Raw genomic sequence first — 19103 nt, 5'->3', positions numbered from 1 at the left:
TCAATTCTCGGGCCCGCCTGCTCTGGCTGGGGGGCACGCAGCAAATACACGGGGGGCGCGCGGTTTTCACCGCGCGCCCGCCTTCGTTTTCTCTCAGTGCGCGACGGGGCAGGTCTTGTAGTCGACCTGGAATTCCTTCACGCCGTTGAGCCAGCCCGAGCGCAGGCGCTTGGGGTCACCCAGCTTGGTGATGTCGGGCATGTGGTCGGCGATGGCATTGAAGATGATCTCGATCTCCAGCCGGGCCAGGTTCGCGCCGATGCAGAAGTGCGCGCCGGTGCCGCCGAAGGACAGGTGCGGGTTGGGATCCCGGGTGATGTCGAAGGTGTACGGATCCTCGAAGACGTCCTCGTCGAAGTTGGCCGAGCGGTAGGACAACACCACCCGCTGCCCCTTCTTGATCTGCACATCGCCGAGCTCGACGTCCTCGAGGGCGGTGCGCTGGAAGGAGCTGACCGGGGTGGCCCAGCGAATGATCTCGTCCGCCGCGGTCTTGGGGCGCTGGGACTTGAAAAGCTCCCACTGGTCCGGGTTTTCGAGGAATGCGGCCATGCCGTGGGTGGTGGCATTGCGGGTGGTCTCATTGCCCGCCACGGCCAGCATCATGACGAAGAAGCCGAATTCCTCCGGCAGCAGCGCCTCGCCGTCGAGATCGGCGTTGATCAGGGTGGTGACGATATCGTCGGCCGGGCAAGCCCTGCGGGCCTCGGCCATTTGATAGGAGTAGCCCAGGATCTCGGTCGAGGCGACCACCGGATCGGCATCGCTCTCCGGATCGTCGTAGCTGGTCATATCGTTGGACCACTTGAAGAGCTTCATGCGGTCTTCCTGCGGCACACCGATCAGTTCGGCAATGGCCTGCAGGGGCAGTTCGGCCGCCACCTGCTCCACGAAGTCGCCGGTTCCGGTGGCCGCCGCGGTCTTCACGATGTTCTCGGCGCGGGCGGTCAGTTCGGCGCGCAGGCCATTGATGACGCGGGGGGTGAAGCCCTTGGCGATGATCTTGCGCAGTTTGGTGTGCTCGGGCGCGTCCTTGTTGAGCAGGACGAAGCGCTGCAATTCGATCTGCTCGCGGGTGATGTCGTCCTGGAAGCGCGGGAGGGCGGTGTTCTCGTAGGTGGAGAACACATCATCGCGGCGCGAGACGGTCTTGACGTCGGCATGCTTGCTGATCACCCAGAAGCCGTCGTCCTGAAAGCCGCCGACCTCCGGGGATTGCGGGTTCCACCAGATCGGGGCGGCCTTGCGCAGTTCGGCGAGTTCCTCGACGGGGACCCGCTGGGCCCACATCTCCGGATCGGTGACGTCGAATCCGTGTGGCACGTTGGGCTGAGCATGGGGCGCGACCACCAGTTGTCTCCTTTGACAGACTGAAACACGTTCTAGATGTATTCAATCACAGGGGGTAAGACTAGGGAAGAAGCCTCAATTGGCCTACTTTGCTAGTAGAGAACTTGTTGCAGTTCTGATCTTGAAAGGATCACCATGGGTACACCCGTCATCGTCGAGGCCGCGCGCACCCCGAACGGCAAGCGCAATGGCTGGCTCGCCGGCCTGCACGCCGCCGAACTCCTCGGCGCGGTACAGAAGGGCATCCTCGAGCGCGCGGAGCTGGACCCGGCTCTGGTCGAGCAGGTCGTCGGCGGCTGCGTCATGCAGGTGGGCGAGCAGTCCAATAACGTCACCCGCACCGCCTGGCTGCACGCCGGACTGCCGTGGCAGACCGGTGCGGTCACCATCGACAATCAGTGCGGTTCCGCGCAGCAGGCCGCGGGCATGGTCGCGGGCCTGATCGCCACGGGAGCCATCGAGGTCGGCCTGTCCTGCGGCATCGAGTCCATGAGCCATGTTCCGTTGGGCGCCAATGTCGGAACGCACGCCGGTCCGCGCCGCCCCGCGAGCTGGGATATCGATATGCCCAACCAGTTCGAGGCCGCGGAGCGAATTGCTAAGCGGCGCGGCATCACTCGCGACGATGTCGAGGAGCTCGGCGAGCGCTCGCAGCGGCTGGCCGCGCAGGCGTGGGCGCAGGGCCGTTTCGACCGTGAAGTGCTGACCATCAAGAACGCACCGCAGGTCGACAAGGAGGGCAACCTCACCGGCGAGACCCTGGACGTGAGCCGCGATCAGGGCCTGCGCGAGACCACCCGCGAGGGCCTGGCCAAGCTGAAGCCGGTGCTGGAGGGCGGAATTCACACCGCGGGCACCTCCTCGCAGATTTCCGACGGCGCGGCCGCGGTGCTGCTCATGGATGAAAAGGCCGCGCTGCGACAGGGTTTGCGCCCGCGCGCCCGGATCGTTTCGCAATGCCTGGTGGGTGGCGAGCCGGAATTCCATCTGGACGGTCCGGTCCAGGCCTGCGAGCGACTGCTCGAGCGTTCCGGTATGAGCATCGGCGATATCGATCTGTTCGAGATCAATGAGGCCTTCGCGTCCGTGGTGCTGTCGTGGGCCTCGGTGCACAAGCCGGACTTCGATCGGGTGAACGTGAATGGCGGCGCGATCGCGCTCGGCCATCCGGTCGGCAGCACCGGATCCCGTCTCATCACAACGGCTTTGCATGAGCTGGAACGGTCGGACAAGAACACCGCGATGATCCTCATGTGCTGTGGTGGCGCACTCGCGACGGGCACCATCATCGAGAGGATCTAGTCCCCACAATGATTTTCGGCCTAGGTTGAACGTTCATCCGACTTGTCGCGAAACGTGGCGTACGCCACACAATCTGCGGTACAGACAAGAAGATGAGACGTCAGCTATCTTGGAGCTACCGGCGGCCCGTCAAGGAAGACCTTCGCGACGGGCCAGAACCGGGACTCTTAAGCCCTCGGCAAGAACCGTGGGGGTGGCCCGCAAACGCCCAAGCCACGGCCGGTTCACCGGATCACCGCCTAGAAGCTTCAAGGAAATCACGAATCAGGCGTAGGTTTTCAGTTACTGAGCCGCTAATATCAATGATACGTATCCGAGATAACGACTGTTAGTACAGCGAAGGGAATTGGGCGGCTCACAATGGCTGATTTCGCGGCGCGGCTGAACAAGCTGTTCGAAACCGTGCATCCCCCGGGGCGTAAGCCGCACACGAACGCAGAGGTGGCGGCTGCCTTGACGGCATCCGGACATCCGATCTCGAAACCGTATCTCTCGCAGTTGCGGTCGGGACAGCGCACCAACCCGTCCGATGAGACGGTGGCCGCACTGGCGAAGTTCTTCAAGGTCAAACCGGACTACTTCTTCAACGACATCTACGCAGCGAAGATCGATCATGATCTCGAGCTGTTGTCCCAGCTGCAGGGCTATGGACTTCGTCGCTTGTCGAGCAGGGCGTTCGACCTCTCCGAAGAATCACAGAACCTCCTCACCTCCATGGCGGAGAAATTGCGGGCCAGCGAAGGGCTGCCCGAGATTCCTCCCGACGGCACGGAATAAGCCCTGCCACAGAGCAATACAGTGCGACTGGCTCGGAGGCCGCACCGTGTTGGTTTGTTACAGAGCTTCTCCAGGCCGGACCACGGCTGACCGGACGGCGCTGCTTGCAGGGCAGCGCCATCCTCCGTTCGGCCATACGGTGCGCGTGAAGAGTGTTGCACCGGTCTCAGTCCGCTGAGGCCATGTGGCGCAGACCCCTGCGCTGGTGCATTATGCACAATCCTGGCATACGCCGCCTGGGTCACCCCGGCAGCGCAAGCCGGTTGTTTTGTGCACTATGTCGTTTTGTGCGCTGTGAGTGTTTCGCCCCCAATGCACCGAGTGCGACGATCAAAGTCCCGTGCTGTCCATTGCACGGGACTTTGCGCATTTGCGACAAGATCGCAATTACGCCAAACATGATCTTCAAAGGCATTCACAAACATCACAAAAGTGATAGATGAACGCATGGAAGATCGCGCGTGAACAGTGTCGGTAACGACTCTCGTTGCCAATTGGTGATCTGCGCAGAGCCCCTCCGGAGTTGATCCGGAGTTGATCTAGCGGGGTGCGGAACCCTGAATCGCGGCCGCCTTGGCGGCCGGCGCACCGGCATCGAAGGCGCGGGCAATCGCCTGTACCCAGCGGCGCGGACCGACACCCGGCGGCGGAGCGATCCACCTCGGGTCGATCACCACATCACCGAACGGATTCCGGGCCCACTCGGCCACCCGCGTCGCGCGTTCGGGCACCGAATCCGGTGGCGGGGCGATGGTGTCCAGGTCCACGCCCAATGCCGACAGGTCCGCGCCACCACCCGATTGCAGGTAGAGCGCGTCCATGATCTGGGCGACCTGATCCGAGGCCTTGAGTTGGGTGCCCGTTCCGGTCTGATCCTTGGCCACCACCTCGGGGAACCGGCCGATCAGCACCCGATGCAGCAGGCGAACCTGCCTCAGCAGCATGCGCGCCCGGCCCCAGAGTTCGATCACGATCCACACCGCGCCCACCGCGATGAGCAGGCTCGCCACCTGCCAGATCGGCCAGAACCAGTCCCCGGCCTCAGGTTTCGCCATCACCTCATGCTTCAACTCGCGCCGCACCGACAGCGCGGCCAGCACGCCGACGACCATGGTGCCCGTGGTGTAGAGCGCGATGCCGCGGCCGAGGGTGGTCCAATCCAGGTTCCGCAGACCGGTGATCGCGATGAAGACGCATTCCAGCGTCACGATGACCCAGCCGAAGGTGACCGACCACAACAGAGTCAGCAGCATGGCGATCAGGCCACCGGCGTAGATCATCCAGGCGATCTGGCGGAGGTTCCGGCGCGACACCACCGGCCAGGCGGCGGCCGCCACCACCGAAGTGGCCGTCGCGAACAGAATCCAGGCCGCCGTGGTGAGGCGATCGGAGAACCAGGAGCCGTGCACCCCATTGGGCAGCAGATGATCCACTGCCACACCGACTTCCGGGATCGAAATTGTCGCTGCGAAGGCGACCGACGCCACCGCGACAACAATCGCGACGCGGGCCGTCGTCGCGGGCTTCACCAGCACCCGGCCTACTCGAGCACCGGCTGCCATCCAGACCAGCATGGCCGTCAACCAGAAGGTCATGCGGCGTCCTTTCCCGGATGCCCGAGGGGCACTACGTGGTTACGCAAGCTGCCGCCTCCGTGCCCTGACTCGGTCATCCGAGTGCCTCATCGAATCGAAGGACCGAGACGCCTGCGCCCCGGCTTTTGAATACGCGCAGGCGAGTCATGAGCATGCTGGCGAAGGTTTCCGCCTCCCACTCCGCCTGCTCGTCCTCGCCGAGATCCACCACCTTCTGATGCGAGCGCTGGCTCAGCATGTACGCGATGAGATCGTCGCTGGCCTCGAGGGTGACCTCCGCGGCCGCCTCGCCCGGATGATCGAAGACGATGTGCCCCAACTCGTGTGCGAGGGTGTGCTCGCGGGTGGGCAGGGCGGACGCCAGCACGATCACGTCCTTGTCCGGGTAGCTGCGGCGCTGACCGCAGACGCCCGGACCCAATTGCGCGCTCGCGATCTCGATCGGCCGCCGCCGCTCCGCGGAGATCGCCAGCACCACCTCGTCGAGGGTGGTGGCGTCGAAATCCGCGGCCACGGCGCAGACCGCGTCCACCGCCGCGGCCACCCGCCGGTAGGACCCGATGCTATGAGCTTTGCTCTCGGTCATCGTGGTCCCCTTACACCCGTGGTCCGAAGAACGCGGCCCGCGCGGCGTCGATGCGCCCCTGTGCCGCCGAAGCGCTCTGGAAGCTCACCGCACCCGAGCCCGCACCCGCGAGCGTCATGGCGATCAGCCCGCCGATCACCGACAGCACCTTGATCGGCGGCAGCGGACTGTTGTCGGAGGTCGGCTTGAACTCCGGATTCGGTTGTGCGAGAACCGGAGCCGGGGCCGGTTTCGGCGGTGGCACCGGCGCGGGCTCCGCCTCGGGCGCGGGGATCGCGGGCGCGACCACCGGAGCGATCACGGCGGGCAGCGGCGGAATGACCGGCGACTGCGGAATTTCCAGCGGAATCGCGGGCGACTCGGGACTCGGCAGGGGAATCAGCAGAAGCAGCAGCGGGGACGCGCAAATCGCCGCCGACCCGACCGCCGCGGACCCGACCGCCGCCGAACCCACTGCGGCGGAACCGACTCCGGCCGAACCGACGCCCGCGGAACCCAGACCGGAGCCCGTTGCCGCAGAACCGCCGACCGAACCGGTACCCGCCGAACCCACGCCGGAGCCCGCACCGGCGGAACCGACTCCCGCCGAGCCGACTGCGGCGGAACCGGTGCACAACGCGCCGAGTCCCGCTGAACCGACTGCCGCCGAACCCACTGCGGCAGAACCGACTCCGGCCGAACCGGTGCCGAACAACAAACCCAACAGCGCCGAACCGGTGCCGACGCCCGCGGAACCCACTCCGGCCGAACCGAGGCCAAGGACGGATCCGGTACCCACACCAGCGGAACCGACTGCCGCGGAACCTGTTCCGAGCACTCCGGAACCGGTCGCGAGTCCGGCCGATCCGGTGCCGACGGCCGCCGAACCCACACCGGCTCCGGCGGAGCCGACGGCGGCGGAACCGAGGCCCAGCACGCCGGATCCGGTGCCGCCCAGCACCGTGCCCAGCCCTGCCGAACCGACTCCCGCGGAACCCACACCGGCCGAGCCGACGCCCGCGGAACCGACCGCCGCGGACCCGGTGCCTACACCCAGAATGGCCGCCAGCAGGTCACCAGGACCGGCAACGGGATTCACGGGTACGCCGACCACCTGCGCGGACTGACCGGGAAGTGCGGGGTCCTGCCCCGAGGGAACGGGCTCGAGGTCGATGCCGCTGGGCTGCGCCTCGGCAGTGCCGGGCCCGAGCAGCGCCGACCCGGCGACAGCCGCGATCACTGCCACCAAGCGCATTGCACGACCAAAGATCATGCGAAGGCCATCCCCTCATCGATACCGCGCAGTTCGGCTTCCTTCCCGCACCCCTGGGTGCGGGATTCCACTCGCACCATTCAGGTTGGAGCGGTATCAAGCGGCCCAGGCAACCCCGATTGCCAAGCCGTTGCGGAACGCGGTCATCGTAACGGCCACCGCGCCACCCCGCACAACTCCCGATCGCATTAGGGGTACCCGCAAACCGTACGCCTGCCCTACCCCCGATGTACTCAATATCAACTAGCGCTGCAGCACAATTGGCAAACCTCGCAAGCACACAATCCCCACATCAACCCCACCGGCAACCCCCTCCCACCCCAGATTCACCACCAAAACAGACAATCCCCACCAACCAGACAGCAACCTCCCTGCTCACCGCGCATCCGCTCACATACTCGAACCAAAGTGGGCTACATCACATTACAAACCATCCGGCTACCGCTCCCCGCAACCCAGCCGCGCCCCTTCGCAACCCGCGCAAACAAACGTCGCCGGTGCCCCATGGGGCACCGGCGACGAAAGTGACTGGTGTGACCGAAGATCAGGCTCCGTAGACAGGCTCCGGAGTGGTTGCCTTCGCGAGCAGATCGCGAACCACCGGTCCCAGCTCGGCAGGCTCCCAGCGCGCGCCACGGTCGATGGAGACGCCGTGCCGCCAGCCGTCGGCGACGGTCACCTTGCCTGCCTCGACCTCGAACATGCGGCCGGTGACACCGGCGGAATCGGTGCTGCCCAGCCAGACCACGATCGGCGAAACGTTCTCCGGAGCCATGGCGTCGAAGCCACCGTCCTCCGGGGCCGCCATGGTGTCGGCGAAGACGGTCTCGGTCATGCGGGTGCGGGCGGACGGGGCAATCGCGTTCACGGTGATGCCGTAGCGCGCGAATTCGGCGGCGGCAGTGATGGTCAGGCCAGCGATACCGGCCTTGGCGGCGGAGTAGTTGCCCTGACCGATCGAGCCGAGCAGACCCGCGCCCGAGCTGGTGTTGATGACACGAGCCTCGGGCTGGCGACCGGCCTTGGACTCAGTGCGCCAGTATTCGGCGGCATGACGCATCGGGGCGAAGTGGCCCTTGAGGTGCACCTTGATGACGGCGTCCCATTCGTCCTCGCCGAGGTTGACGAGCATGCGGTCACGAACGATACCGGCATTGTTGACCAGCACATCGAGCCGTCCGAAGGTCTCCACGGCGGTGGCGATCAGGCGGCGGGCGCCCTCCCAGTCGGAGACGTCGTCGCCATTCACGACGGCTTCGCCACCGGCGGCACGGATCTCCTCGACCACGCGTGCGGCACCGGAGTCGGGGCTGGGCGCACCGTCGAGCTCGGCACCCAGGTCGTTCACCACGACCTTGGCCCCGGCGGCCGCGAACGCCAGCGCGTGCGCGCGGCCGAGGCCCTGCCCCGCACCGGTCACGATGACCACGCGGCCGTCGCAGATCTTCTTGTCCGTCATATCGATTACCTCTTCGTGTCGAGTGAGCTAGTGCCCGGAGACCGCGGGAACGTCCGCGGTGGAGGCATTGAGGAAGGCGGGCTTCTCACCGCCGCCGTGCACCAGAAGCGCACTGCCGGTGACGTATCCGGCCAGGGGTGAGGCCAGGAAGGCGGCGGTGCGGCCGATGTCCTCGGGACTTGCCATGCGTTGCATGGGGACGGTGCCGCTCACCGCGGCGATGCCGTCCTCGTCGCCGTAGTGCAGGTGCGAGGACTCGGTATTGACCAGGCCGCAGATGACCGAATTCATGCGGACCTTCGGGGCCCATTCGACCGCGAGCGAGGAAACCAGGCTGTCCACACCGGCTTTCGCGGCACCGTAGGCGGCCGTGCCCGGCGACGGACGATGGCCGGAGACGCTGGAGATCATGACGATGGAGCCGCCGGTCTCCTGCTTCTGCATCACGCCATTGGCGACCTGCGAAACCAGCAGTGGCGCCAGCAAATTCAGCTGAATGATCTTGGAGTGGAAGTTCGGGCTGGCGTCGGCGGCCAGGGCGAACGGCGCACCGCCCGCATTGTTGACGACGGTATCGAGCCGCCCGTATTTCGCCACGATCGCGTCGACGAGTTCGCGGACCGAATCCGGATCGCGCACATCGCACGGCAGGAAGTCGATGCCCCGCCCATTGCTCTCGACGGGGGTGTCGGCGGGGCGGCGGGCGCAGGCGACGACGGTCGCGCCCGCGTCCAGGAATACGCGGCTGATACCGGCCCCGACTCCCCGGACGCCGCCGGTGACCAAGACGACCGAGCCGGAGAGGTTCACTTCGATTGACACCGTGCTAACCTACCAAGCACTTGCTTGTTTTGCCAACGATGGGCAGCTACACCTCTAAGGAGGCGCGATGGGGATCATCCGTCACACCGAAACCGAGGGCGTCGAAGTCGTCACTGTCGACTACCCGCCGGTCAACGCCCTACCTTCCGACGGCTGGTTCGCCCTTGCCGACGCCGTCACAGCCGCCGGCCGCAATCCGGAAACCCGGGTCGTCGTACTGCGCGCCGAGGGCCGCGGCTTCAATGCGGGCGTCGATATCAAGGAGATGAACGCGGACACCGGGCACACCGCCCTCATTCGCGCCAACCACGGCTGCTTCGCGGCCTTCGCCGCCGTCTACGACTGTGAAGTACCGGTCGTCACCGCGGTCAATGGATTCTGCCTCGGCGGCGGCATCGGCCTGGTCGGCAATTCCGATGTCATCGTCGCCTCCGACGACGCGACCTTCGGCCTCCCCGAGGTCGACCGCGGCGCGCTCGGTGCGGCCACCCACCTGTCGCGACTGGTCCCCCAGCACCTCATGCGGACCATGTTCTACACCGCGGGCACCCTCACCGCGCAGCAGCTGCACCACTACGGCTCGGTGTTCAAGGTGGTGCCGCGCGCCGAACTCGACGCCGCCGCAATGGAAGTCGCCAAGAACATCGCCAATAAGGACGGCCGCGTCATTCGCGCCGCCAAGAAGGCGCTCAACGGCATCGACGTGCAGGATGTGCACCGCTCGTACCGGTTCGAGCAGGGCTTCACCATGGAGCTCAACCTCGCCGGAGTGGCCGATGAGATCCGCGCGCGCTTCGACGATGACCTCGCGGCGCAGAAGAAGGAGAAGTAAATCCCATGCGCGACAAGAGGATGAGCCTCGACGAGGTCGTCGGCGAGCTCCGCAGCGGCATGACCATCGGCATCGGCGGCTGGGGTTCCCGGCGCAAGCCGCTGGCGTTCGTGCGCGCGATTCTGCGTTCGGACATCAAGGATCTGACGGTCGTCACCTACGGCGGGCCCGATCTGGGTCTGCTGTGCTCGGCGGGCAAGGTACGAAAGGCCTACTACGGCTTCGTATCCCTGGACTCCGCGCCGTTCTACGATCCGTGGTTCGCCAAGGCGCGCACCGGTGGCGAGATCACCGTGCGTGAAATGGACGAAGGCATGGTGAAGTGCGGGCTGCAGGCCGCGGCCGCACGACTGCCGTTCCTGCCGATTCGTGCCGGATTGGGTTCCGCCGTAGTCGATTTCTGGGAGGGCGAGCTGAAGACCGTTCAGTCCCCCTACACGGATGCCGACGGCCGCAGCGAGACCCTCATCGCCATGCCCGCCCTGAATCTGGATGCCTCCTTCGTGCATCTGGATCTGGGTGACAAGCACGGCAATGCCGCCTACACCGGAGTCGATCCCTACTTCGACGACCTGTACTCACTGGCCGCCGAGAAGCGCTACCTGTCGGTGGACAAGCTGGTCGAGACCGAGGAACTGGTGAAAGCCGTTCCGCACCAGTCGATCATCCTCAACCGCATGATGGTCGACGGCGTGGTCGAGGCCCCGGGCGGCGCGCACTTCACCTTCTCCGGCAGCTACGGCCGCGACGAGAAGTTCCAGCGCCACTATGTCGAGGCCGCCAAGACGCCCGAATCGTGGGCCGAGTTCAAGGCGCGTTACCTGGATGTGTCCGAGGACGAATACCAGGCCGCCGTCCGCGCTTTCGCCGAGGAGCAGAAGTAATGAGCGCTGAAACATTGAACGATGCCACCACCATCACTCGGGCCGAGATCTGCGTGGTCGCGGCTGCCGAAATCTTCCGTGGCGCGGGCGAGATCATGGCCAGCCCGATGTCGACCGTCACCACCATCGGCGCGCGACTGGCGCGGCTGACCTTCGAGCCGGACCTGCTGCTGTCCGACGGTGAGGCGCTGTTCTTCGCCGAGGTTCCGCCGATCGGCGGCAAGGCTCCCGTCGAGGGCTGGATTCCGTTCTCGAAGGTGTTCGATGTGGTTGCCTCCGGGCGTCGCCACGTGGTCATGGGCGCGAACCAGATCGACAAGTTCGGCAATCAGAATCTGTCGGCTTTCGGTCCGCTGCAACAGCCTTCGCGGCAGATGTTCGGTGTGCGCGGCGCGCCGGGCAACACCATCAACCACGCCACCAGCTACTTCGTGCCCAAGCACAATAAGCGGGTATTCGTGGATCAGGTCGATATCGTCTCCGGAATCGGTTACGACAAGATCGATCCCGAGAACCCGGCCTACCGGTTCCACCACCTGCACCGCGTGGTGTCGAACCTGGGCGTGTTCGACTTCAGCGGTCCGGACCACACCCTGCGCGCGCTGTCGCTGCACCCGGGCGTGACCGCTGACGAGGTCGCCGAGAACACCACATTCGAGATCGCGGGCTTGGCCGAGGCGGGCGAAACCCGGCTTCCCACCGAGGAAGAGCTGACGATCATCCGGACCGTGCTGGACCCCAAGGGCTTCCGTGAGAAGGAAGTAACGGCATGACCGCTCGGCTGAAGACGCCGCTGACCGAACTGGTCGGCATCGAGCATCCGATCGTGCAGACCGGCATGGGCTGGGTCGCCGGTCCGGGACTGGTCGCGGCCACCGCGAATGCGGGCGGCCTCGGCATCCTGGCCTCGGCCACCATGAATCTCGACGAGCTCGAGGTGGCCATCGCCAAAACGAAGGCCAAGACCGACAAGCCTTTCGGCGTGAATATTCGCGCCGACCTGTCGGACGCGCCGGATCGCGTCGAGCTGATGATCCGCGAGGGCGTGAAGGTCGCCTCCTTCGCGCTGGCTCCCAAGAAGGAGCTCATCGCGCGGCTGAAGGACAATGGCGTGGTGGTCATGCCGTCCATCGGCGCGGCCAAGCATGCGGTGAAGGTCGCCTCCTGGGGCGCGGACGCCGTGATCGTGCAGGGCGGTGAGGGCGGTGGCCACACCGGCTCCGTCGCCACCACGCTGCTGCTGCCGTCCGTCCTTGACGCCGTGGACATTCCGGTCGTGGCCGGCGGCGGTTTCTTCGACGGTCGCGGCCTGGCCGCCGCCCTCTCCTACGGTGCGGCCGGTGTCGCCATGGGCACCCGCTTCCTGCTCACCCAGGACAGCAGCGTCCCGGATTCCGTGAAGCAGGAGTACCTGTCCCGCGGCCTCCAGGACACCATCGTCTCCACCAAGGTCGACGGCATGCCGCATCGCGTGCTGAATACCGAATTGGTCGACAAGCTGGAGCATTCCGGCCGGTACCGCGGTCTCACCGCCGCCGTCGCCAATGCCTTCAAGTTCAAGGGCATGACCGGCATGAAGTGGTCGACCATGGTCAAGGACGGCATCGGCATGCGCAAGCAGAAGGACCTCACCTGGTCCCAGGTCGTCATGGCCGCCAACACCCCCATGCTTCTCAAAGCCGGTCTGGTGGAAGGCAATACCCACGCGGGCGTCCTCGCCTCGGGTCAGGTGGCAGGCATCATCGACGACCTCCCCACCGTCGAAGACCTGATCGACCGCATCATCATCGACGCCATCGCCCGCATCGACAGTCTCGCCGCCTACCGCGTGACCGACACCGCCACGGCGTAACCGTCCCTCCCCAACGCTGCGGACCCCGAACCCGCAGCCCCTCCCACGTGCGCGGCCCGACACAATCGTCCGCGCACTCCAACGGATCGGGCACCACCGATCCGTTGCGCGCGCCGCCTTCGCGGCCGCACACGAGCCGTCCCCGGAACCTCTCGCCCGGGGGCGGCTTCGTGCGTTTCGGCGTCGACTCGCTACTTGCGGCGGATGCCGGAGGAGAGGGCGAAGACGGTGTCGAGGATGAAGGTGGGGGTTAGTTGGGTGGCGAAGATTTGGATCTTGCCGGGGAGGCCGGGGACGTAGCGGGCCCTGGGGTGTTTGGCGGTGAGGGCTTTTTCGACTTCGGTGACGACCGTGGCGACGGGGGCGGCGATCTTGGGGACGAACTCGGACATTTTGCGGAGTCCGGCCAGGTGGGCGCTGTAGAGGTCGCGCTGGGCGTCGGTGAGGTGGGCGGTGGTGGTGTCGACCATGTCGGTCGCGCCGAACCAGAGGTCGGTGGCGATCGGGCCGGGCTCGATGAGGGCGGTGTGGATCTTCCAGGGGCGCAACTCCACTCGGAGGGCATCGACCAGGCCCTCGAGGGCGAACTTGGAGGAGTTGTACGCGCCGGTGCCGGGGGTCGAGATGCGGCCGCTGAGGGAGGAGATGAAGACGATGCGGCCCTGGGTGGTGCGCAGGCGCGGGAGGACGGCCTGGGTGACCGCCAGCGCACCGAAGACATTGACTTCGAACTGGTTTCGGAGGGTGTCGAGGTCGAGGAGTTCGACGGGGCCGTCGGCGACGATTCCGGCATTGTTGACCACCGCGGTCAGGTCGGCGGGCAGGACCTCGTCGAGGGCGGCGATGTGGTCAGGGTTGGCGACATCAAGGAGGACGGGGGTGATGTTCGAGGCCTCGGTGACCAGGGCGTCACCGTCGGACAGCTTGCGGACACCGGCGTAGACGTGCCAGCCCTGCTGCGCCAGCCGCAGGCTGATGGCCTTGCCGATCCCCCGCGCCGCGCCGGTAACCAGAACAGATCTCATGGCCGCCAGCATAATTACGGCTCTCGATTCGGGGCAGGTCGAATTGTGCGTGCCATCCGCGCGAGCGGGTGCCACCATGTGGCGATGGGGAATGTCTTGATTGTCGGGGATCTACACGGGAACACCGGCCACGCGCTGGCGTCGGTGCAGGTCGCGGCGCGTAATGACTGCGCGAAGATGTTCGTGGTGGGGGATTTCGGGGCCTGGGAGCACATGCTCTCGGGGCGGCGGTACTTCGATGTGGTGAGCAAGGCCGCCAAGCGGGCCGGGGTGATCGTGTACTTCCTCGACGGGAATCACGACAAGTCGTCGCTGCTGCACGAGATGTACGACGGCAAGCGGGACGACGAGGGGTTCCTGATCTGCCGCAAGTTCCTGCGGTACGCGCCGCGGGGGCACCGATGGACTTGGGAGGGAACCACTTTCGCGGCCTTCGGCGGGGCGCGCTCGACCGATAAGGGGTGGCGGCTGGCGCGGGAGTCACGCAAGGAGGAGCAGGCCGAGCGGCGTCGCCGGTACGGGTCCCTGCGGCAATCCGACGCCTCCGGCACGCTGTGGTTCCCGGAGGAGGAGATGACCGACGACGAACTGGACGCACTGCTCGAGGCGGACAGCTCACCCGTGGATGTGCTGCTCACGCACGACAAACCGCGCGCCTCGAGGCCGAAGTTCAATCGCAAGGACCGGCCCGAATGCTTCCCGAACCAGGACCGCATCCAACGGGTCGTGCAGACGCTGCGACCCGGGCTGCACGTGCACGGGCACCTGCACTTCCGGTACACCGAGAGCATTTCGTGCGGCGGCGACCGGTGGACCCGCGTCGAGGGACTCGGCGCGGATCCGGACGCCTCGCAGTATCCCGGCTATGACAATGAGGACTCCTGGATGGTGCTCCAGTTGCCCTATGCCACCGAACTACTCGCGGACGCCGCCTCCGGGAAAGCGGGCTAGCGTTCGCTCGGTTCGTCGTAGGACGAGGTGCCCTCGTCCAGCAGCGGCTCCTCCGCCTTGAAGTGGGCGGGCGCGAACAGGCGCAGCGCGTGATAGCCGGTAATGACCACCACCGTGCCCAGGGCGATACCGCTGAGCGTGAAGGTGTCGGTGAACTTCATGCTCACATTGCCGATGCCGATGATCAGGCCCGCGGCGGCGGGAACCAGGTTCAGTGGATTGCGCAGATCGACCTTGGCATTGGTCCAGATCTGCGCGCCGAGCAGCCCGATCATGCCGTAGAGGATGACGGTGATGCCGCCGAGCACGCCGCCGGGAATGGCCGCGACGACCGCACCGAATTTCGGGCACAGGCCGAACAGCAGCGCGAAACCGGCTGCGGCCCAATAGGCGGCGGTCGAGTAGACGCGGGTGGCCGCCATGACGCCGATATTCTCGGAGTAGGTGGTGTTGGGCGGGCCGCCGACCGCGGTGGAGAGCATGGAGGCCGCGCCGTCGGCCGCGATGGCCGTGCCGAGCTTGTCGTCGAGGGAGCGGCCGGTGATCTCGCCGACCGCCTTCACATGTCCGGCGTTCTCGGCGACCAGCGCGATCACCACGGGCAGCGCGACGAGCACCGCGGACCATTCGAACGAGGGCGCGTGCAGCGTGGGCAGGCCGATCCAATCCGCCTTGCCGACACCGGAGAGGTCCAGTCGCCAATGATCGGTGACCGCGCCGCTGCCGTCGGCCGAATGGATTTTGCCGAAGACCCGGTCCAGCACCCACGAGAAGGTGTAACCGAAGACCAGACCCAGGAAAATCGCGATGCGCGACCAGAATCCGCGCAGGCCGACCACCGCCAGACCGGTGAACAGCATGACCAGCAGTGCGGTCCACTGATCCTGCGGCCAGTACACCGAGGCCGTGACCGGAGCCAGATTGAAGCCGATCAGCATGACCACGGCACCGGTCACCACCGGCGGCATGGCGACGTGAATGATTCGCGCACCGAACTTCTGCACCGCCAGGCCGATCAGGAACAGCACCAAGCCGACCGCCAGGCAGGCCCCGGTAACCGTCGCGCTACTGCCGCCCTGCGCCCGGATCACCGCGGCCACACCGACGAAGGACAGTGAGCAGCCGAGGTAACTCGGCACCCTGCCACGCGTGGCGAGCAGGAAGATGATGGTCGCGACGCCCGACATCATGATCGCGAGATTGGGGTCCAGGCCCATCAGCACGGGTGCGACGAAACTGGCTCCGAACATGGCCACCACGTGCTGTGCGCCCAGCCCCATGGTCCTGGGCCACGTCAGCCGCTCATCGGGCGCAACCACCGCTCCGGGCGCGGGCGTGCGCCCATCGCCGCCGTGCAGTTTCCAGCGGACACCGAGATCCATGTGCAGCCCGCTTTCTCGTGAGGTCGGGACAATCCCGGCAATCGTAGTGGCAGCAAACCCGTGGAATCGCACACCCGAGGACGGTCGAAAGGATCCGGCGGCGTTTTATAGGCGGAGGTGAGGGCGGGCGGCCCTAGCATCAGGCGGTGCGGATCAGCGTGGCATTGAGCGGGGAGCAGCTGGAGTCGCGAGTGGCGGCCAAGTTTCCGGGGGTGGGGCTACTCCGAGGGGAGTACGTATTCCGGCGGGCGGGGCGGTATCCGACTACGGAATCGGTCGAGGAGTACCTGGTCCCCTATCTGCGGGACGTCGCCGAGCAGGCGGGCGGGCAGCCCGTGTGGTACCGATTCCTCGAAGTGACGACCGTAGAGGCGAATGTGCTTGCGGGAGTGGAGGAGTATATCGAGGGCGAGGCGCATCCCCTGCTCGGGATGCGCGGCATTCGGCGAGCCCGGCGATTTCCGGCCCACTTCCGAGCGGAGATCGCCGGGGTGGCCGCGGTGGCGAATGCGGTGCCGGGCAATGGAATCGGAGTGGTGCTGCCCTTCGTGACCGATCCGGAGGAGGTCGAATGGGCGGCGGCCGAGATTCAGCGGCACGCACCCGGGGTGGCGATCGGGTCGATGATCGAGACCCCTTCGGCGCTACTGCAATTGGATCGGTTGATCGACGCCGGGGTCGAGCGGGCATTGATCGGGGTCAATGACTTGTCGTCGCTGGTCGAGGCGCGGACGCGGGCCCGGGGCGTGCCACCGTCCGGTGGGCTCATGGCCGCGATCGCGCTCGCCCGGGAGGTGACCGCTCGGCGCGGCATCGAACTCGCGGTGGCCGGATATCTGTCCGCCGAGCTGATCGATGCCTGCCGCGCGGCCGGGGTGGATGAATGCGTGGTGCACTATCACGATCTCCCAAGGCTTTTCGGCAGTGAGTGGGACGACCTGCCCGAGCTGGGATTGCTCACGGAGATCAAGGAGAAGACGCTGCGCGATATCGCCGCGCGAACGGCTCGCGGGTAGCACCGCTCAGGGCATGACGCGAATGCGCTGCATCATGTCGTGATCGGCGTGGTCGAGATTGTGGCAGTGCCAGACGTAGCCGCGGATGTCTTCCTCGCCGGATGTCATGGCCATGCCGTGCATGGCGGCGGACGGCGAGATGGCTTCCGCACCAGCCGGAATGGGCACGGCCGCGTCGGGGTCGAAACCCAGTTCCTCGATGGACGGCCAGCGCACCAGGACCCGCGTAATGGTGTCGGTCGGGCATTCGACGGTGTCCTTCCACCCGAGTTCCCAGGGCGGAGGCGATTGCTGCCCGCCGAGAGCGAACGCGTCCGCCGAGGGTGCCCAGCGTGTCCCGAACTTGGGCGGATAGTTGGCCACCCAATACGCCGAGGTGAGGATGGGCTGGCGGGCGATCACCCGCATGCGTGCCAGATGAATGTGAATGGGATGGTCGAAAGGGGTGGTATTGACGATGTCCCACTGTTCGGTGACACCGGCGGTGGCCATATCGATGTCGTCGCTCAGGAAGGCGAGATTATTGAGCGACATCATGGTCGGGAAGACGGCGGCCGCACGGGAGTCGTCGTTCAGGCCGATCAGGGTCATGGTGCGCACCGACTCCGGCTGGTAGACCGGCTCGAGCAGGTCGGGTAGGCCGGGGCCGCCGCGCAGGCGCTCCGGTACCGCGGCCGCCGGGCCATCCCCCGCCACCGTGAACCGCATGATCTGCCGCAGCGCCGGGGCCATGAACACGGTATTGCCGAGATCGTTGTAGGCGGTATTGAACAGTTCCACCTGGTCGCCGTCGCGTAGCCCGCTGAAGTCGACCAGGAGGTCGACGCGTTCGCCGGGACTCACTCGAATGGACGGTGTCGGCACCGGGGCGTCGAGCAGTCCGAGATCCGTGCCGATCGCCCAGCACAGTCCGCCATTGGAGAACTCGAAAATGTATGGGCGCGAATTGGATCCGTTCAGTACCCGGAAGCGGTAGAGCGTGCGCTTCACCTGGAGCTGCGGCCAGGCCACGCCATTGACGCAGGCGACGTCGCCGAACTGCCCGGACTGGTTGTAGCCCTCCGGAATGTAGGTCGCCAGCATCGGTTGCAGGCTGCCGTCGGCATTGAAGGTGCGGTCCTGCACGATCAGCGGTATCTCGAACTCGCCGCTGGGCAATCCGAGCGGGTTGCCCTCGCGCCCGGTGTCGAATTCGTCTCGCACGTAATACAGTCCGGCCAGCCCCGCCTGAATATTGAGGCGGGTGATGCCCATGGCGTGATCGTGATACCAGAGGGTGGCCGCCTCCTGGCGATTGCCGTAGCGGAAGTTGGGCCCGCCGCCATTGCGCCAGCCGATCAGCGGATGCCCGTCCGCCGCAGGCTCATTCGCGCCGCCATGCAGGTGGACGGTGAAACGGGGATCGGTGCGGTCCAGCTCGGTCACGCCGTGCATGGTCAGATCGACGTGCGGTGCGAGCACGTGTGTGCCGAGGTCATTGCGGAAGGCTATGTGCGCCATGCGATCCCGCCGTGCCTCTAGCGTCGGCCCCAGTACCGGCTGCGAAAAGCCCCAGCTGCGCGTCTCCGGCAGATCCCGGTGATAGCGATGGAGTCCGGATGTCGCGGTCAATTCGCCTGCGGCCTGGCGTGTTTCGATCATCGGCAGCTCGTCCACATAGGGCTGCAGCGGCGGCGAATGATAGTTCAGCGGGGTGATCGTCGGCGGCGGAATGGGCGGCACGGGCAGCGGCGGTGGCGGCAGCGGCACGGGATCGGCCGCCGCGGTGGCGGCGAAACCCAGCGCTGTAATGCCGAGAGTCCCCAGGAGGAACCCCCTTCTCGGCAGATTCTCGCTCATATCCAACTCGATCCGGCCCGTCATGGGGCCTTGTCGCCGTTGATCTACTCCGATTCTGCGCCAGGATTCCGTATCCGTCCCAGACGCGCAGCGTTTTCGTTATACAACTGGTCCATCGAACCGGCCAGGCCCGGCATTACGGGCATCGGGCCGGGTGGCAGACGACGGGAGCCGCACAC

Annotated in this window: 17 protein-coding genes; 8 read left to right on the top strand and 9 right to left on the bottom strand. The window is 66.2% G+C overall.

The features are described 5' to 3' along the window. Window positions 1-93 precede the first annotated feature (93 nt). On the bottom strand, window positions 94-1290 hold the full coding sequence (locus AB0N05_RS29555) for a cytochrome P450 (RefSeq protein ID WP_364700119.1): 1197 nt from the start codon (window positions 1288-1290) through the stop codon (window positions 94-96). A 195-nt stretch (window positions 1291-1485) separates the two neighbouring features. Here AB0N05_RS29555 and AB0N05_RS29550 point away from each other — a divergent pair, with 195 nt between their 5' ends. Both AB0N05_RS29550 and AB0N05_RS29545 read left to right on the top strand, forming a co-directional pair. Continuing rightward, entirely contained in the window at window positions 1486-2652 is a 1167-nt protein-coding gene (locus AB0N05_RS29550) for a steroid 3-ketoacyl-CoA thiolase (protein ID WP_364699778.1), read from the top strand. 360 nt (window positions 2653-3012) lie between these two features. Beyond that, complete coding sequence (locus AB0N05_RS29545) at window positions 3013-3429, top strand: helix-turn-helix domain-containing protein (RefSeq protein WP_011207048.1); 417 nt, start codon at window positions 3013-3015, stop codon at window positions 3427-3429. A gap of 539 nt (window positions 3430-3968) precedes the next feature. Here AB0N05_RS29545 and AB0N05_RS29540 read toward each other — a convergent pair. The 5 genes from AB0N05_RS29540 to AB0N05_RS29520 all read right to left on the bottom strand — a co-directional run bounded on the left by AB0N05_RS29540 (window position 3969) and on the right by AB0N05_RS29520 (window position 9137). Next, window positions 3969-5024 carry a hypothetical protein gene (locus AB0N05_RS29540; protein ID WP_364699776.1) on the bottom strand — a complete coding sequence of 352 codons (1056 nt, stop codon included), beginning with the start codon at window positions 5022-5024 and terminating at the stop codon, window positions 3969-3971. 73 nt (window positions 5025-5097) lie between these two features. Continuing rightward, window positions 5098-5610: an ImmA/IrrE family metallo-endopeptidase gene (locus AB0N05_RS29535; RefSeq protein ID WP_364699774.1), complete on the bottom strand. Its 513-nt coding sequence runs from the start codon at window positions 5608-5610 to the stop codon at window positions 5098-5100. A gap of 10 nt (window positions 5611-5620) precedes the next feature. Beyond that, on the bottom strand, window positions 5621-6844 hold the full coding sequence (locus tag AB0N05_RS29530) for a hypothetical protein (protein WP_364699772.1): 1224 nt from the start codon (window positions 6842-6844) through the stop codon (window positions 5621-5623). A gap of 562 nt (window positions 6845-7406) precedes the next feature. After that, on the bottom strand, window positions 7407-8321 hold the full coding sequence (locus AB0N05_RS29525) for an SDR family oxidoreductase (RefSeq protein ID WP_364699770.1): 915 nt from the start codon (window positions 8319-8321) through the stop codon (window positions 7407-7409). A gap of 27 nt (window positions 8322-8348) precedes the next feature. After that, window positions 8349-9137 carry an SDR family oxidoreductase gene (locus AB0N05_RS29520; protein WP_364700117.1) on the bottom strand — a complete coding sequence of 263 codons (789 nt, stop codon included), beginning with the start codon at window positions 9135-9137 and terminating at the stop codon, window positions 8349-8351. A 73-nt stretch (window positions 9138-9210) separates the two neighbouring features. Between AB0N05_RS29520 and AB0N05_RS29515 the strand changes: the two genes are divergently transcribed. Genes AB0N05_RS29515 through AB0N05_RS29500 form a run of 4 tightly spaced genes read left to right on the top strand, consistent with a single transcriptional unit; the run spans window position 9211 to window position 12711 of the window. Then, entirely contained in the window at window positions 9211-9975 is a 765-nt protein-coding gene (locus tag AB0N05_RS29515; protein WP_364699767.1) for an enoyl-CoA hydratase family protein, read from the top strand. 5 nt (window positions 9976-9980) lie between these two features. After that, window positions 9981-10859, top strand: a complete 879-nt coding sequence (locus AB0N05_RS29510) for a CoA-transferase (RefSeq protein WP_364699765.1) — start codon at window positions 9981-9983, stop codon at window positions 10857-10859. Next, window positions 10859-11632: a CoA-transferase gene (locus AB0N05_RS29505; RefSeq protein ID WP_364699763.1), complete on the top strand. Its 774-nt coding sequence runs from the start codon at window positions 10859-10861 to the stop codon at window positions 11630-11632. The genes AB0N05_RS29510 and AB0N05_RS29505 overlap by 1 nt, the downstream gene beginning before the upstream one ends. Continuing rightward, the gene (locus AB0N05_RS29500; protein ID WP_364699761.1) at window positions 11629-12711 is read left to right on the top strand and encodes a nitronate monooxygenase; all 1083 of its coding nucleotides are present in this window, start codon (window positions 11629-11631) and stop codon (window positions 12709-12711) included. Before AB0N05_RS29505 ends, AB0N05_RS29500 begins: the two co-directional genes overlap by 4 nt. A 191-nt stretch (window positions 12712-12902) precedes the next feature. Here AB0N05_RS29500 and AB0N05_RS29495 read toward each other — a convergent pair whose 3' ends face one another. Further along, on the bottom strand, window positions 12903-13736 hold the full coding sequence (locus tag AB0N05_RS29495) for an SDR family oxidoreductase (protein ID WP_364699758.1): 834 nt from the start codon (window positions 13734-13736) through the stop codon (window positions 12903-12905). An 84-nt stretch (window positions 13737-13820) separates the two neighbouring features. Between AB0N05_RS29495 and AB0N05_RS29490 the strand changes: the two genes are divergently transcribed. Continuing rightward, window positions 13821-14687, top strand: coding sequence for a metallophosphoesterase (locus AB0N05_RS29490; protein ID WP_364699756.1), 867 nt, complete (start codon window positions 13821-13823; stop codon window positions 14685-14687). On the opposite strand, the gene AB0N05_RS29485 is transcribed toward AB0N05_RS29490, so the two are convergent. Continuing rightward, window positions 14684-16069: a solute carrier family 23 protein gene (locus AB0N05_RS29485; RefSeq protein ID WP_364699753.1), complete on the bottom strand. Its 1386-nt coding sequence runs from the start codon at window positions 16067-16069 to the stop codon at window positions 14684-14686. The two genes, AB0N05_RS29490 and AB0N05_RS29485, sit on opposite strands and share 4 nt — an antisense overlap. 146 nt (window positions 16070-16215) lie before the next feature. On the opposite strand from AB0N05_RS29485, the gene AB0N05_RS29480 reads away from it, so the two are divergent. Further along, window positions 16216-17085, top strand: a complete 870-nt coding sequence (locus tag AB0N05_RS29480; protein ID WP_364699750.1) for a putative PEP-binding protein — start codon at window positions 16216-16218, stop codon at window positions 17083-17085. A gap of 6 nt (window positions 17086-17091) precedes the next feature. Here the strand turns inward: AB0N05_RS29480 and AB0N05_RS29475 are convergent, their stop codons facing one another. After that, on the bottom strand, window positions 17092-18924 hold the full coding sequence (locus AB0N05_RS29475) for a multicopper oxidase domain-containing protein (RefSeq protein WP_364699747.1): 1833 nt from the start codon (window positions 18922-18924) through the stop codon (window positions 17092-17094). Window positions 18925-19103 lie beyond the last annotated feature (179 nt).

The organism is Nocardia sp. NPDC051030, assembly GCF_040683015.1.
Lineage (GTDB): Bacteria > Actinomycetota > Actinomycetes > Mycobacteriales > Mycobacteriaceae > Nocardia.
This window is presented reverse-complemented; position numbering and strand designations above follow the sequence as displayed.